We start from the raw sequence: 15,413 nt of genomic DNA, 5'->3' as shown, positions 1-15,413 counted from the left end.
TAAAGGCAGACCACAAAATTACATAGGTCTTTCAACGAAATGCCTATAAATCATAGCACTTCTATCTTTGTGTAGTAGATACTTCTCCATTGAAGAAGCTTCTGCGTCAACATAAGCCTGAACTCTGATAACATCCTTACCATCGTTAAAGTCTTTATAGTTCTGTACGCTTACCCCAACTACTCTGTCATCCTTTTGGAACCAATGATAAGGAGTTTGGAAAGCAACGAATTCGTAGCCATTCTTCTCCATCAATTCTTTGAATTCCTTAGTTAGGTAATAACTTCCCTTCGTTTCCTCCTTCCAGAATACACGATTGAAGTCAGCATCCAATTGACCGAGGGCATCCAGTTGACCTATCTGGCTATCACGACCCTTGTCCTCTGAACTTACAAACCAATACTGATGCATCAATGGAAGAGTTGACTTAACATTAAAGCTAGCATATTTAATATTGTCTTTTGGATCTTTTTTCTCGGCCTCTAGAGTGCCATTATTTTCTGCCTCATATTTTTTAACATCATCAATCTTCCAACCCACCTTTGTTGGGGTAGCAACATGAACTAACATATTATCAAGAGGCACTTCGCCGTAAGTAGGATAAGCCTTTGGTTGCTCTGGATCTGGAGGTGTTGGCATTTGGAATACGACAGCTGCCTTGCCCTTTGCTTCACCTATAAGCAACTTGTACTTAAGTACATTGCCCTTTGGATCAGTTACTTCCTTCGTGCCCTTATAGATTTCACCAGACTTGTCAAGAGTATAGCCTAGATCTTTCTCTACGAACTCAATGTACCCAGTTTCTTTGAACTTCTCAAAACTCAAAGTACTAACATATTGAATCGTCTCAAGATAAGAGCCTTCGTAATTGAAGATATAGGTTAAGGTAGGCAAGAATTCACAACTTGTAACAAATTCGTACATAGCACCACTTGGTGGAATACCCCAACTTGGCAATCCTGCACTTGGTGCTGAGTAGCTCATAAGGAAGGATCCTTGCTCTTTTTCATATGAAAGCAATTGATACTGAGTTGGGTAGCTATTAGTGAGGAGTGGAGTATGGAACCCTGCACCCTTACCTGCCTGCTGTACGGTGATCTCCTTTTGCAAGGTGCCACTCTTAGCATAGAGCTTAGCCTCACGAGGTTCGCCATCATTAGCAGCGATCTCCAGCTCAATCATATCATTGAATACATTCTGCTTGATCCAAGCCTGAGCAGCCTCATCAATATCTAGTGTCCACGCACCAGAATTGCTCTTCACGCTGATCAGCTTGCTTGCACCTGAATTAGGCACAACGATGGTCTCAGGAGAAACTTCCAAAGAAATGTCAGCAGCAGTTTGTATTACCTCTACCTTTTCGCTAGTTGAACCAGCTACTACCAGTACTTGAGCGGCACGGTCCTTTCCAGCCTCATTAGGCATAGCCACGATCTGTAGGCTATTACCAGAAACGGTGGTCTTGATCCAATCAGCATTGGAAATAGCATTCCACTTAACTTGATTAGTGGTTACAGTGATAGCTTGGGCTTCGCCACCAGCATTAGGAATAGTGACAGAAGTAGCAGAGAGTGACAAAGTTGCCTCTTCTGGTCCATCATCCTTAGGCGCACAGGATGTTAACATCCCGATCAGCAACGTTACCGCCAAAGCGGCCAGGTAGTTAATCTGTTTCATAGTTTTTGATAAAATAGTTAAAAATTCGCACTGATTGCTCAGCACATTAGTAATACTCGTTTTTTGCTAGTAGCTAAGCATTCCTTTCATTATCAAGTCATCGCAACACATATATAACAACTCTAGGTACTTAGTATCTCGCTCAACAAATGTAGGTAAAACATATTGATTCACCAAATAATTCTAAAGGAAATTAATACTAATTTGGTATTTTAAAACTCCACATTGCAATTTAATAGTTTAGCACTTAGGAACTCTTAGATATTTCACAATAGAGGGTGAACGAAGATGAATACTCCTATATATATAATGTGTGTGCCTGATAATAGCACCATGGGTTAAGCATTAGAAAGGTCTTATCGTGAATGACCTCCCCCTCGTGGGAGGTCATTACTTATAGACTATCCGGTGGATGCAACTCAGTAAGACTATTCTAATTTGTAACCCATACACACAAGAGACTCTACGAAGATAAATACCCCTATATATATAATATAATGTGTGTGCCTGATAATAGCACCATGGGTTAAACATTAGAAAGGTCTTATCACGAGACATTCATCAGAGAGTCGATGGGTAAGGACCTCCGCGAGGAGGTCCGATTTGTCGTAGCTGTAAGTTTGCAGGTAGCCCGGGCGAGTTTATCGAGCCCGCCAAAATCAAACAAAAAAAGTTAAATTCAAATGCGTAGATAAAGGGTATATCAAAGATGAAATAGCCAGTAAAAATAGTCTAATAGCGAGACTAATGTCGTATCTTTGTTGTAGAAAGATAGCCATTAGTCGATTAGGTGAGAAACCTTAATACCGTAGCGAGGTCATAGAACCTATTGGGGGCAGTAAGGACACCTAATCACGCTGTTGGATACTATATAGATTGTTAGGATTTCACTCCTATTTACAGCTTGAGTACAAACAGCTATCGTTCGACTAATGGCTATCTAATCACTACATGTACAAAGTTATGAATAAAAAATTATTTGTGGGAATTGATTTCTCAAAAGAAACATTTGACGCAGCTATCCTCAAGGTATCTGAAGAGAGCTCTATTGATCCAAAGATCATTGGTAATGAGCAGTTCAAAAACGATGTGCCGGGTTGTAAGCGATTTGTAAAATGGCTGAATAAGACTTGTGCATTGTCTGGCGACTATTCCTCTGTTCTCGTAGGTGGAGAAGATACAGGTAACTATAGCATCACGCTGCCTAAACAGCTTTATGTGCTGGGGATTGATTGCTCCTTACAAAATGCTTATTCGATCAAATGTGGTAGTGGCAAGATTGTTCGCGACAAGACCGATAAGATAGACGCAGAAAAGATCGCTTACTACTTCTATCGCTTTCGCGATCAGATTAGGCTCTATAAGCCCCTATCTAAGGATATGGAGAGCTTAGAGAGACTTTATTCATACCGATATGGACAGGTGAGAGAAAGAGCGCGATTGAAGTGTCAGATAAAAGAGTATAAGCATATTCTTAAGTCAGAACCCAATGATGAGACGCTAAAGTTCATGATCCAACGCTTAGAGAAGCAGGAGAGGTTTCTGAAGAAAGAAATCAAAGCTATTGAGGCTAAAATGGTGGAAATCATCAAAGCCAATGAGGAGCTTAATGAGATCCATAAATGCCTACTGAGCATACCAGGTATCGGGAAGATCACAAGCCTTCTTTTGATCGTTGTTACTCGAGGGTTTACAAGGTTCGATAACCCCAAGCAACTTGCCTGCTTTTTAGGGGTCTCTCCACACCCGAATCAGTCAGGTACATCCGTCCAAAATGGCAATCATAGGAGTTGGTTTGCCGACCCTTATTTTGCAAGTCTTTTACATATGGCGGCACTCTCTGCGAGCAGATTCAACTCGAAGTTCATAGACTACAAGAAAAAGCTGAAGAGCAAAGGCAAGCCACATTTGCTCATTATGAACAACATCAAAAACAAGCTACTTACGGTTGCCTTTACAATCGCCACGAGAAGGACCAAATTCTATTCTGATTATGACGCAAAACGAGCATAGGTCGAAATAACACTTTTTAACCATATAAATTTGGTGGTGATCATAGATTGCCCCCATTCGAGGCTCGTAGAGCAAATGAATGGGGGTAAAGAAGGCAGCCAAAATTTACGACACCTTGTGGGTCGGACAACCTATTCAAGGATTAATTTTGATGCCCTAGACCTTATTGTCCGACCCGCAAGGGGTCGAATATATACGTGAATAATTGTTTCCCCTGGTCGTTCGGGCTACGCCCTCCGACACAGGGCTACAACAAATCGGACCTCTCCGAGGTCCTTACCCATCTGTCCTGTACAAGCTAATCATATTAATACTATAACTTAAGTAGATACCTCTAATGCGTAACTCCTGCTGATAATAGCACGTTCAGATCACCAAAAAAGGCGATTTCTAACAAGCTGATATTCAACACCATATATTAGTGTCAGTTTAGTTGCATCTCAGCGATTGCTTAGTTGCATCTCGTCATTTGTTTAGTTGCAACTAAGCAAATGGTTAGTTGCAACTAAACTTTTGCCCCCATCCTAGGGGAAAAATTCGCCCTTCGAACAACAGTCTTTCCAAGGCGCTCCCTTACCTATTCAAAAGGCACCCTACAAAAAAAGGACCTCGTGGAGGTGAATTATCGTTTCTCCTCAATCGGGGTGGACCGACGAAGCCCGAAGGGCTTCCATGGCCTATTAACCCAGCCTTCCCCCTCGGCAGGTATGCATAGCGTACCTGCCGAGGAGAAGGTTGGGAAGAGCGACAACCGTAGCCAACTACCCCGAAGGGGTTGCACTTTCACCTCCGTAGGCGTTGGAGTATATGCAACCCCTTCGGGGTAGCGTGGTAGCGGTGACCTCCCTACCCAAGCTTCTCCTTCAGGCTCACTGTCGTTCGCCTTCAGGGGGAAGCTTGGGTTAATAGGCCATGAAACCCCTTCGGGGTTTTCTTGGATCTCTATCGGACAAGTTGGACAGGTCGGACTGGTCAGACGAGTCGGACAAGTCAATTAGAGCACCCGCGAGGGTGCCACTCAGCTAGCCCCCGCGTCGGAGGGGCGTTAGCCCCGAACGACCTGTGTGCATGAGCATATTCACACCTCCTTGACCCCGGTTGAGGGGTCGTAAGGGTATTTTACACCTATCTATACACAGGTCTTCGGGCTTTGCCCTCGACCTGTGCCTATTTAGCACGGACCTCTGCCGAGGTCCTTACTTATAGGTGCCCCGATAAAAACCATACGGTTATACCTTTCTAATGTGCAACCACTGATATTCTAGGGCTTAGGATTTGGTGTTGTTGGAAATAAAAGCTATCTTTGTGATAGCAAGGGAGGCCAGAGGGCTACTTGGTATGGGAGGATAGATGTAGAGACAACGTGCGTCGAGCAAATGCGAAACTCATCAATATATTACAGTTCCGAGATCATTGGACTGATGTGATGACTGGCCTCGACTGCCTTCGGGCAGTGTACTCCTTGTGGGTACCGGTGGATTTCAGAGCATTAGCCATCCTCAAATCCTTAATTTCGGAGTTTTTACAATTTCCTCGGCGCACGCCTTATAAATGGTCAGCAGTGAGAGCCTAGAGACTCTCCCTGCTGACTATTTTTATGTGGGCTTTATCGGGGAGGGGGGGGCTATGCCTAGGGCACCTATATCGGACGAGTCGGACGAATCGGACGAGTCGGACAAGTCAAATAGAACACCCGTCAGGGTGCCATTCAGCTAGCCCCCGCGTCGGAGGGGGCAAACGCCCCCGAACGACCGGCGGGAAACGAGGCACCCTCACCTCCACGACCCTTGTGGTCGCACAAGCCCATCCAAGTGCGACCACAAGGGTCGAATGATATATCCCGCCTTTTACCCGCCAGTCTTCGGCTCTACGAGCCTTGACTGGGGGCTAGCTGAGTGGCACCCTGACGGGTGCTTTTTTACATATATTATATATAGGCTGTGGTGTATATGAAACCCCTTCGGGGTATTCTTTGATCTTCATCCGACATATATATATAAGGTGTATGTCGGGTGGCAAGGTTTATTTTATTACCTTTGTGGATATGAATGAAGAGAGAGAGTGGCAGAGCCGAACGGAGTTGCTCCTCGGTAGCGAACAACTGGAGAAGCTACGGGGGAGCCATGTGCTTTTGGTGGGTCTTGGTGGTGTAGGTGGCTATGCTGCCGAGATGTTGGCCCGCACGGGGATTGGTAAGCTGACGATTGTGGATAGTGATAGCGTCCACAGCAGCAATATCAATCGGCAATTGATTGCACTGCACAGCACTATCGGGCGGGGTAAGGCGGAGCTTTGGAGCGAACGGATTAGGGATATCAACCCCGATATCGACCTAGAGGTGAGGGCTCAATTTGTCCGCGATGAGGATACATTTGAGCTACTCGATGCGGCTCCTTACAGTTTTGTGATTGATGCCATTGATACGCTCAGCCCGAAGGTGCATCTGATCAAAGCCCTGGTGGAGCGTGAGATCCCCTTCGTGAGTGTTATGGGCACGGGGGCGAAGCTGGATCCTCGCCAACTAAAGATAGGACGGATGGACAAGGCGAAGAACTGCCCACTGGCACGCATGATTCGGAAGCGGCTAAGGCGACTGGAGGTATCGCTAAAGTTTCCCGTGGTTTACTCTGAGGAGTTACCCCACGAGCATGCCATTGTGGTGACAGAGGGGGAACAGAATAAGAAGTCGATCACTGGGACGATTGCCTACAATCCGGCCGTTGCTGGTTGCTATGCCGCTTATGTAGCTATTGACCATCTGATTAAGTAAAGGAATGGGAGCAAAGACACTGATCAAAGTGGAGGGTCTCCACAAAAGCTTCGGGAAGCTGGAGATCCTAAAGGGGATAGATATGGACGTGCAGGAGGGGGAGATTGTGGCGATTGTAGGTGCCAGTGGGGCGGGAAAAACCACGTTGCTACAAATCATTGGCACTCTGGATAAGCCTGACCGTGGAAGTGTAGAGATCAACGGGGTGAAGGTGCACCAGCTTAGTCGTGACGAGCAGTCGGACTTCCGCAATCGGCAGATGGGCTTTGTCTTTCAATCGCACCAGCTTTTACCCGAATTTACAGCGATAGAGAATGTGGCTATCCCGAGTATGATTGCAGGGGTGAGCAAGAAGGAGTCGTTGGCAAAAGCAAAGGTGATCCTTGACAAACTTGGCATGAGCCATCGCCTTCAGCACAGACCTGCCAAACTGAGTGGTGGGGAAAAGCAGCGAGTAGCCGTGGCAAGGGCACTGATCAACGACCCACTCCTGATCTTGGCAGATGAACCAACGGGGGCACTTGACAGTGACAATCGGAGAGAGCTCCATGCTATCTTTCACCAATTGAATGAGGAGGAGGGTCAGACGTTCTTAATCGTTTCGCACGACCCTCAGATCTCGGCGGTCACCCACCGCACCATCAAGCTAGAGGATGGCATTATTAAAGAGTAGGCTATGGGTGGGATCACAAAAGGCGATCGCAAGGTACTGATTTGGCTACTGGTATTGCTACTGGGGCTGATCGTCTACGTCTACTTTAGTGGGCAAAGTAGTGCCAGCGTAAAGAGTAATGAAGTGCAAGCTCACCAGGTTCGCGATACTATATATATTGAGACAAAGAGCCCCTCGGACACGCTGCAAGCAGAGCCAAAGACAACGGCTAGTTCTGCTCCTATCCGCACATCACGATACCCTGGTCCACCAGAACGTGCCCACTACCCCAAAAAGCTAGAGAAGGGAGCCACGATAGATCTCAATAGTGCTGATACCCTTCTTCTGACCCGAGTACCAGGGATTGGTACTGCTTTTGCTCGACGGATCTACAAGTATCGCGAGCTGCTAGGTGGCTACTACGTGGTGGAGCAGTTGCAGGAGGTTTATGGTATGGATCGGGAGCGATACGATCAGATTGCCCCTTTCTTTCGGATAGAGACCGCCCCCACCCCACTCGACATTAGCCGAGATAGCATCCCTCGCCACCCCTACCTCCAATGGCGCCACACCAGGGTGCTCAAGGAGATACTCCGCAGTGGCCAAGAGCCCACATGGAAGGCCCTGATGGAGAGCGGACAATTCTCCACAGACGACTCCCTTCGCCTTGCCCCCTACCTCCCCCTCAAGTAGCCTTGGGATAATGCTTTTTTACACTTTCCCCTCTAATAGTAACGAGTAAAGCCACAAAGTTTCGGAAAAAGGTGTGGGTTACTCTAAAAAATAGTAAGTTTGCAAGGAATAATACTTTAATAAGTTTCTTATAAGAACTATATGGCTAATGTAATTAAGACCAAGAAAGGACTCGACATCCGCCTTGTGGGAGAAGCTCCCAAAGTAGAGGTGAGTGTGGGAGAAGTCCATTCGTACGGTGTATCGCCCGACAACTTCCCTGGGTTTGTGCCTAGGCTAGAGGTGCAGGTAGGTGACCGTGTACAAGCAGGCTCGCCACTGCTTTATCACAAGGAGGCGCCAATGCTCAAGCTGACAGCCCCTGTTAGTGGTGAGGTGACCCAAGTGTGTCGTGGTGCGAAGCGCAAGATCCTCTATATTGAGGTGAAGCCCGACACGACCATTGAGTACAAGCAGTTTGATACTCAAGGCATTGAGAGCAAAAGCACCGAGGAGGTGCTCGCTCTACTCGGAGAGAGTGGCTTTTTGGCACTCTTCCGCAATCGCCCTTATGATAGAGTAGTGGATCCTACCAAGACGCCAAGAGACATCTATGTAACGGCTTACCAGAGTGCTCCATTGGAGGGCGATGCCCTAGAGCTCATCGCAGAGGATAAGCCCTACCTACAGAAGGCGGTAGATCTACTCAGCCGTTTGACCATCGGCAGGGTACATATCAGCACTAAGGCTGGTAGTGGTCTTTCTCTGACCAACTGCGAGATCCACGAGATGCAAGGCCCTCACCCTATTGGCAATGCAAGTGTGGTGATCAATCACACAAGACCTATTAGTAAGGGGGAGAATGTATGGGTTATCGGCATCACTGAGCTGGCTCTACTCGGTCGCTTCCTAGCTACTGGCAAGGTAGACTTGAGCCGTAAGGTGGTATTTGCTGGCTCTCGCATGGAGAGTGCTGGATATGCCAAGGTGATCGCTGGTGCTGATGTGGCTCAGCTTTGCCAAAATAAGCTGGATACCAAGCGCGGAAAGGTTCGTCTAATCGATGGCAATGTACTCACTGGCACTCAGGTGATCGGTGACTACCGACACCTCAGCCCATTCCACAGCCTGATCACTGCTATCCCAGAGGGTGATGAGACTAATGAGCTATTTGGTTGGGCCTCCATTAGCCCTAAGCGCTTTAGCGTCAATAGGAGCTATCCAAGTGCATTCTTCGGCACCTCACGACCTCACGACCTCGACGCCCGTATCAAGGGTGGTCCAAGAGCGATCATTGTGAGCAACGAGTACGATAAGGTCTTCCCACTCGATATCTTCCCTGAGTATCTCATCAAGTCGGTTATCGCCTTTGATATCGACAAGATGGAGGAGCTAGGCATCTATGAAGTGGCACCAGAGGACTTCGCACTTTGTGAGTTTGTGGACACCTCCAAACTGGAGCTCCAATACATTATCCGCAAGGGACTAGACCAACTCTACAAGGAGCTCAACTAGTCTACTGAATGGAATATAAAGAATAACGATATAAGGATTTACTGCTTTGAACGGTTTAAGAAAATATCTAGACAAGATCAAGCCCAATTTTGAGAAGGGTGGCAAGCTATCGGGCTTGTGGTCGACCTTTGAGGGCTTTGAGACCTTCCTCTTCGTTCCTAATACGACGAGCAAGCGTGGGGTACATATCCACGATGCCAACGATTCTAAGAGAACGATGATTGTAGTGGTACTGGCATTGATCCCCGCACTTCTATTCGGAATGTACAATGTGGGGTACCAGCACTACTTGGTGACAGGTCAAGAGATGGGCTTTTGGCCTATCTTCTGGTACGGCTTCCTAGCTGTACTGCCACAGATCATTGTGAGCTATGTAGTGGGACTAGGCATTGAATTTGCGGTGGCCCAATACAAGCACGAGGAGATTGCCGAGGGCTTCCTCGTTTCGGGACTGCTGATTCCTATGATTGTCCCTGTGGAGACTCCACTTTGGCAGATCGCAGTGGCGACTGCTTTTGCTGTAGTATTTGCTAAGGAGGTATTTGGTGGTACTGGCTACAATATATTCAATGTAGCACTGGTGACCCGTGCTTTCCTATTCTTTGCTTACCCTGCTCAGATGTCGGGTGATAGCGTATTCATTCGCACAGGCAAGGCCTTTGGCTTGGGTGGCGATGCCGCTACAATCGATGCCTATACCGGTGCTACTCCGCTCGGACAAGCTGGTCTAGCCGAGGGCACTCCCATGATTACCAATGCGATTGGAGAGCCTATCGGTACGATGGACTATTTCATCGGACTGATCCCTGGCTCTATCGGTGAGACCTCTACCATTGCTATCTTGATTGGTGCGTTGCTGCTCCTCATCACTGGGGTGGCTAGCTGGAAGGTGATGGTTTCGGTATTTGGTGGTGGCTTCCTTACCGCTCTTCTTTACAATGCGATCGGCGGTAATGGGGTGATGCTTCTTCCTGCCATTGACCATATACTTCTAGGTGGCTTTGCCTTTGGTGCTGTATTTATGGCTACCGACCCAGTCACCTCATCTCGTACCGAGACAGGCAAGTGGATCTATGGTCTATTGATTGGCTTCTTGGCTGTATCTATTCGCGCCCTCAACCCTGGTTATCCAGAGGGTATGATGCTGGCTATCTTGCTGATGAATATTTTTGCACCACTGATCGACTACTATGTAGTGGACGCCAATGTACAGAGACGACTCAAGCGTACCAAAGCAGCCACTGCAGCTGTAGAGAGTAGGTAAAAGGGAGTTCACTCCTATTTATATAAGTAAGAGACGGAATAAAAGACAATGAATAAAAATAGTAATACCTACGTCATTCTCTACTCTGCTATCATGGTGATCTTGGTAGCAGTAGGGCTTGCCTTTACCTCACAGGCACTGAAGGATAAGCAGACAGAGAATGTCAATAAAGACACTATGGCACAGATCCTAGCAGCACTTAAGCTGTACCCTGAGGATGTACCTGCCACATACCATGCCGTGATCAAGGAAGCGTTCTTGATAGATAAGGATGGACAGATCGTACCTGATAGTGAGGGAACGGATGTTCAGGACAAGGCTTTCACTAAAGACCTCGCAGAGATCGGTGACGGCACAGCTCCTGTATTTGTAGCCGACGTTGATGGAGCCACGAAGTACATACTTGGCCTTCACGGAGCTGGGCTTTGGGGTCCTATCTGGGGCTACATCGCCCTCGACGACGATGCTAGCACAGTCTACGGAATCAATCTCTCCCACGCGAGTGAGACACCAGGTCTTGGTGCCGAGATCGCTAACTACGATCACTTTAGACAGCACTTTGAGGGACTTGAAATCTACAAAGATGGCAACTTCAAGAGCATCGCAGTAGTGAAGAAAAGCACTAAGGTAGAGGGACAAGACCGCGTAGATGGCATCTCGGGAGGTACCATTACCTCCAATGGAGTCAATGATATGCTCTTCAACTCCCTTTCGATCTACCGACCCTATCTAGACACTCTAAGAAAGTAACATCTCATTATGGCACTATTTGATAAAAAGAATAAAGCAACCTTGCTGGACCCTATCAGCAAGAATAATCCTGTGGTGGTACAAGTCCTGGGTATCTGCTCGGCACTTGCTGTCACCAGTAAGCTAGAGCCAGCCATCGTGATGGCACTCTCTGTAACAGTGGTGGTGGCCTTTGCCAACGTGATCATCTCACTACTCCGCAAGACCATCCCCAATAATATTCGTGTGATCGTACAGCTGGTGGTAGTGGCTACCCTTGTAACCATCGTGAGCGAGGTGCTGAAGGCGTATGCCTTTGAGCTGAATAAGCAGCTCTCGGTATTCGTGGGACTGATTATTACCAACTGTATCTTGATGGGTCGCCTAGAGGCCTTTGCGATGACCAATAAGCCTTGGCCCTCCTTCCTTGATGGAATTGGCAACGGACTTGGCTACGGACTAATCCTAGTGATCGTGGGCTTTTTCCGTGAGCTCTTTGGCTCTGGTACACTACTAGGGTATCAGGTAATTCCTCAGAGCTTCTACGATGCTGGTTATGTCAATAACGGCCTCTTTATCCTACCCCCTATGGCACTGATCCTTGTGGCAGTGATCATTTGGGTACACCGCAGTATCAATCCTGAGCTTCAGGAGGAGAATTAATATTAGTAAGTGAATACACGAACATCAATAGATAATATCTAAGATATGGAATATTTAAGTCTATTTGTCAAGTCCATCTTTGTGGACAATATGGTCTTCGCTTACTTCCTTGGAATGTGCTCTTATCTGGCCATCTCCAAGAATGTCAAGACCTCTCTGGGTCTAGGCGTAGCGGTGACTGTAGTACTGACACTCACCTTGCCACTCAACTGGCTACTCGAGAATTATGTACTCAAGCCAGGAGCACTTCAGTGGATCGATCCTAGCCTTGCAGAGGTGGATCTCAGCTTCCTTAGCCTGATCATCTTTATCGCCGTGATTGCTGCCTTCGTGCAGATCCTTGAGATGGCGGTAGAGAAGTTTAGCCCTTCGCTATACAATTCGCTCGGTATCTTCTTACCCCTTATCGCTGTGAACTGTGCCATCCTTGGTGGCTCGCTATTTATGCAACAGCGTGCATTCCCCAATATCGGCGAAGCAGCAGTTTATGCCTTCGGTTCAGGAATTGGTTGGCTACTTGCTATTGTAGGTCTGGCCGCTATCCGTGAGAAGATGATGTACAACGACACTCCAAAGCCACTCCGTGGTCTTGGTATGGCCTTTATCATCACAGCACTGATGGGTATCGCCTTCCAGGCTTTCTCAGGGCTCAGCATTTAAGGAAACGAAATATCTAATAAGCGAATATTATAATGACATTCTTAGCAATTTCAACAACCACGATAATCGTCAGCACAGTGGTGTTCCTAGTGACCATACTGTTGCTCGTGGTACTATTGCTGCTAGCACAATCCAAGCTAGTAGCCTCGGGTAATGTCACCATTACCGTCAACGATGACAAGAAGCTAGAAGTACCACAAGGTGGTAGCCTGCTCACCACGCTACAAAATCAAGGGGTATACCTTTCAAGTGCCTGTGGTGGACAAGGTACCTGCGGGCAGTGTCGCTGCCAAGTGGTAGATGGTGGCGGTGAGATTCTCGCTACAGAGAAGCCTCACTTTACCCGTAAAGAGATCAACGACCACTACCGTCTCTCCTGCCAAGTAAAGGTAAAAGAAGACCTTAAGATCAAGGTACCTGAGGAGGTCTTTGGTGTGAAGGAGTGGGAGTGCGAGGTGATTTCCAACCGCAACGTAGCATCCTTTATCAAGGAGTTTGTAGTGAAGCTTCCTGAGGGAGAGCACATGGAGTTCAAGGCTGGCTCGTACGCACAGATTAAGATTCCGAAGTACGACGTTAAGTACTCCGATATGGAGATTCAGGAGCCCTTTAAGGCTGAGTGGGATAAGTTTAATATGTGGGGTCTGACCGGTAAGAATACCGAGGAGACTGTACGTGCTTACTCTATGGCCAACTATCCTGCAGAGGGTAACATCATCACCCTCAACGTACGTATCGCTACCCCTCCATTTGACCGCAAGAATGGTGGTTGGATGAAGGTGCCTCCTGGCATCGCCTCCACCTATATCTTTAGCCTAAAACCTGGAGATAAGGTGATGATGTCGGGCCCTTATGGTCACTTCCATATTCAGGATACCGATGCCGAAATGCTCTATATCGGTGGTGGTGCAGGTATGGCACCACTCCGTGCACAGATCTTGCACCTATTCAACACCCTCAAGACAGGGCGTAAGGTGTCTTACTGGTATGGTGCTCGATCCAAGGTGGAGATCTTCTATGAGGAAGACTTCCGTAAGCTAGAGAAGGAGTTCCCTAACTTCTCCTTCCACATTGCACTATCGGCAGCTCTGCCAGAGGACAATTGGACAGGCTATACTGGCTTTATCCACCAAGTGATCTACGATCATTACCTCAAGGATCATCCAGCTCCTGAGGATATTGAGTACTACATGTGTGGTCCTGGTCCTATGGCCGCATCTGCACTGAAGATGCTCGACGATCTAGGCGTATCACGCGAAAGCATCTTCTTTGATGACTTCGGTTGATTCCCTGATCAATATTGAAAACAATCGGGCGTCGCTGATAGTTCAGCGACGCCCGATTGTTTTTTATTGCCGCAATTTATCGGCGATGACGGAAAAAGTCACGCATTAGAGAGGCACACTCCTCAGCTAGGACACCACGGGTAACTAGGGTAGAGGGGTGAAGGATATCATCGGCAAAGCGTGTATTGCCCGTCTTGGGCTCGTCTGCTCCCCACACCACTCGCATAAGGCGGCTATGGCGGATAGCACCGGCACACATCACACACGGCTCCACCGTCACGTAGAGTGTACAATCGGGCAGCACCTTGCTGCCTAGATAGTTTTGAGCCGCCGTAAGGGCGATCATCTCGGCATGGGCAGTGACATCCTGTAGCGTCTCTGTAAGGTTGTGCCCCCGCCCTATCACCGTATCGCGAGAGACAATCACCGCACCGATAGGTACCTCTTCAGCCTCATAGGCAAGTCGGGCTTCCTGCAGTGCCTGCTGCATAAAGTATTGATCCGAAAAAGGGGCAATAGGTTGCTCAGTCATCATCAGAGAGATCTTGGTCAAAAAGCGTAGGATAATTGGCATTGAGCTCCCCCAGCACATGGGTCATCACAATCTTCCGAATCAGAGCTGAGCGACTACTGTACTTGTACTTCTTCACATAGTAATTGATCATCTTCTCCTCCTCCTTTGAGAAAAGGATAGTGACCCTCTCCGTGCGTGGATCCTGCTTTACCATTGGCGGTTTGATCTTTTTCTTCGTCTTTGCCATCCTACTTTCTCACTATCATTAGTTGGAAACAGACCGCCTCCTCATGCTCTATTTGGACATAGTCTACCGGCCCCTCCGAGTAGTGCTTCACCAGAAGTTCATCACCCAGTCGCGCTTCCTTTACAAACCTCAGATGAGCCTCTGCCAGCTCCTCCTCTATGATATGAGCAATGGGGAGAGCATCCATGGCGAGAGAGATCCAGACAGAGGAATTGACGTGCCTATTGATATCCAAGTCGGAGTAGCGTACCTTGTGGAAGTAGACAGAGCGGAGCTTCGCAGTCATCTCACGATCCATAAGGCGGCGTGGAATCTCGGGAAGCTCCAGGTCGGGGAATGAAGATCGGACAGAGCGGTCCGTGAGTAGGGTATCGATAGGCAGTGGCATTCGCTTCCGAATATCAATCCCTATCCATTTGGTAAAGGCACTTGCCACCAGCCGACCTCCCTGCTCCAAGGTAATGACACGATCGGTAGATATACCCACCCAGTCCGTCACTCCCGTGGTGATGGTGAGTGGGTCCACCCCTATAGGGTGGAAAAATCGGATACTCATACGACTAAGTACCCAGCTAGCTCCGTGTGCCATCAAGTGGTCAATTCCATAGCCGAAGTGAGTAGCATGCTCACCTGCCACATGGATCATCCTACTCACCAATTGGCTCAGCGGGTACCGCCCCCTCAGGTCAAGGTGAAACGGCCACAGCTCCAGCTGCATACTCAGTTTATGATCCGAGATCGTCTCCACTTT

14 protein-coding genes are annotated in these 15,413 nt (G+C 47.8%); 10 read left to right on the top strand and 4 right to left on the bottom strand.

Going from position 1 to position 15,413, the window contains the following annotated elements; genetic code table 11:
• Nucleotides 1-18: 18 nt before the first annotated feature.
• Nucleotides 19-1,677, bottom strand: coding sequence for a BACON domain-containing protein (locus MWL85_RS00175; protein ID WP_018029057.1), 1,659 nt, complete (start codon nt 1,675-1,677; stop codon nt 19-21).
• Nucleotides 1,678-2,640: 963 nt separating this feature from the next.
• Between MWL85_RS00175 and MWL85_RS00170 the strand changes: the two genes are divergently transcribed.
• The 10 genes from MWL85_RS00170 to nqrF all read left to right on the top strand — a co-directional run bounded on the left by MWL85_RS00170 (nt 2,641) and on the right by nqrF (nt 13,901).
• The gene (locus tag MWL85_RS00170) at nt 2,641-3,690 is read left to right on the top strand and encodes an IS110 family RNA-guided transposase (RefSeq protein ID WP_244400173.1); all 1,050 of its coding nucleotides are present in this window, start codon (nt 2,641-2,643) and stop codon (nt 3,688-3,690) included.
• A 2,044-nt stretch (nt 3,691-5,734) separates the two neighbouring features.
• On the top strand, nt 5,735-6,460 hold the full coding sequence (locus MWL85_RS00165) for a tRNA threonylcarbamoyladenosine dehydratase (RefSeq protein WP_244400826.1): 726 nt from the start codon (nt 5,735-5,737) through the stop codon (nt 6,458-6,460).
• A 4-nt stretch (nt 6,461-6,464) separates the two neighbouring features.
• Nucleotides 6,465-7,133 carry an ABC transporter ATP-binding protein gene (locus MWL85_RS00160; RefSeq protein ID WP_394802104.1) on the top strand — a complete coding sequence of 223 codons (669 nt, stop codon included), beginning with the start codon at nt 6,465-6,467 and terminating at the stop codon, nt 7,131-7,133.
• A gap of 3 nt (nt 7,134-7,136) precedes the next feature.
• Nucleotides 7,137-7,805, top strand: a complete 669-nt coding sequence (locus tag MWL85_RS00155) for a ComEA family DNA-binding protein (RefSeq protein ID WP_244400825.1) — start codon at nt 7,137-7,139, stop codon at nt 7,803-7,805.
• A gap of 141 nt (nt 7,806-7,946) precedes the next feature.
• The gene (locus MWL85_RS00150; RefSeq protein WP_244400823.1) at nt 7,947-9,299 is read left to right on the top strand and encodes a Na(+)-translocating NADH-quinone reductase subunit A; all 1,353 of its coding nucleotides are present in this window, start codon (nt 7,947-7,949) and stop codon (nt 9,297-9,299) included.
• 46 nt (nt 9,300-9,345) lie between these two features.
• A complete protein-coding gene (locus MWL85_RS00145) occupies nt 9,346-10,563 on the top strand; it encodes an NADH:ubiquinone reductase (Na(+)-transporting) subunit B (protein WP_244400821.1) in 1,218 nt (405 codons plus the stop codon).
• A gap of 48 nt (nt 10,564-10,611) precedes the next feature.
• Nucleotides 10,612-11,313, top strand: a complete 702-nt coding sequence (nqrC, locus tag MWL85_RS00140) for an NADH:ubiquinone reductase (Na(+)-transporting) subunit C (RefSeq protein ID WP_018029022.1) — start codon at nt 10,612-10,614, stop codon at nt 11,311-11,313.
• Between the two features lie 9 nt (nt 11,314-11,322).
• Entirely contained in the window at nt 11,323-11,955 is a 633-nt protein-coding gene (locus tag MWL85_RS00135; RefSeq protein ID WP_018029021.1) for an NADH:ubiquinone reductase (Na(+)-transporting) subunit D, read from the top strand.
• 45 nt (nt 11,956-12,000) lie between these two features.
• Nucleotides 12,001-12,615 carry an NADH:ubiquinone reductase (Na(+)-transporting) subunit E gene (gene nqrE / locus MWL85_RS00130; protein ID WP_018029020.1) on the top strand — a complete coding sequence of 205 codons (615 nt, stop codon included), beginning with the start codon at nt 12,001-12,003 and terminating at the stop codon, nt 12,613-12,615.
• Nucleotides 12,616-12,647: 32 nt separating this feature from the next.
• Complete coding sequence (gene nqrF, locus MWL85_RS00125; RefSeq protein WP_021902884.1) at nt 12,648-13,901, top strand: NADH:ubiquinone reductase (Na(+)-transporting) subunit F; 1,254 nt, start codon at nt 12,648-12,650, stop codon at nt 13,899-13,901.
• A 76-nt stretch (nt 13,902-13,977) separates the two neighbouring features.
• Here the strand turns inward: nqrF and MWL85_RS00120 are convergent, their stop codons facing one another.
• Genes MWL85_RS00120 through MWL85_RS00110 form a run of 3 tightly spaced genes read right to left on the bottom strand, consistent with a single transcriptional unit; the run spans nt 13,978 to nt 15,410 of the window.
• The gene (locus tag MWL85_RS00120) at nt 13,978-14,433 is read right to left on the bottom strand and encodes a nucleoside deaminase (protein WP_018029018.1); all 456 of its coding nucleotides are present in this window, start codon (nt 14,431-14,433) and stop codon (nt 13,978-13,980) included.
• Nucleotides 14,426-14,662 (bottom strand): ribbon-helix-helix domain-containing protein, encoded by a 237-nt coding sequence (locus MWL85_RS00115; protein WP_244400819.1) that lies wholly within the window; start codon nt 14,660-14,662, stop codon nt 14,426-14,428. Before MWL85_RS00115 ends, MWL85_RS00120 begins: the two co-directional genes overlap by 8 nt.
• 1 nt (nt 14,663) lies before the next feature.
• Complete coding sequence (locus MWL85_RS00110) at nt 14,664-15,410, bottom strand: acyl-[acyl-carrier-protein] thioesterase (protein ID WP_244400817.1); 747 nt, start codon at nt 15,408-15,410, stop codon at nt 14,664-14,666.
• Nucleotides 15,411-15,413: the final 3 nt, after the last annotated feature.

The sequence above is a fragment of the Porphyromonas somerae genome (assembly GCF_022845615.1).
In the GTDB taxonomy this organism is placed as follows: Bacteria; Bacteroidota; Bacteroidia; order Bacteroidales; family Porphyromonadaceae; genus Porphyromonas_A; species Porphyromonas_A somerae.
This window is presented reverse-complemented; position numbering and strand designations above follow the sequence as displayed.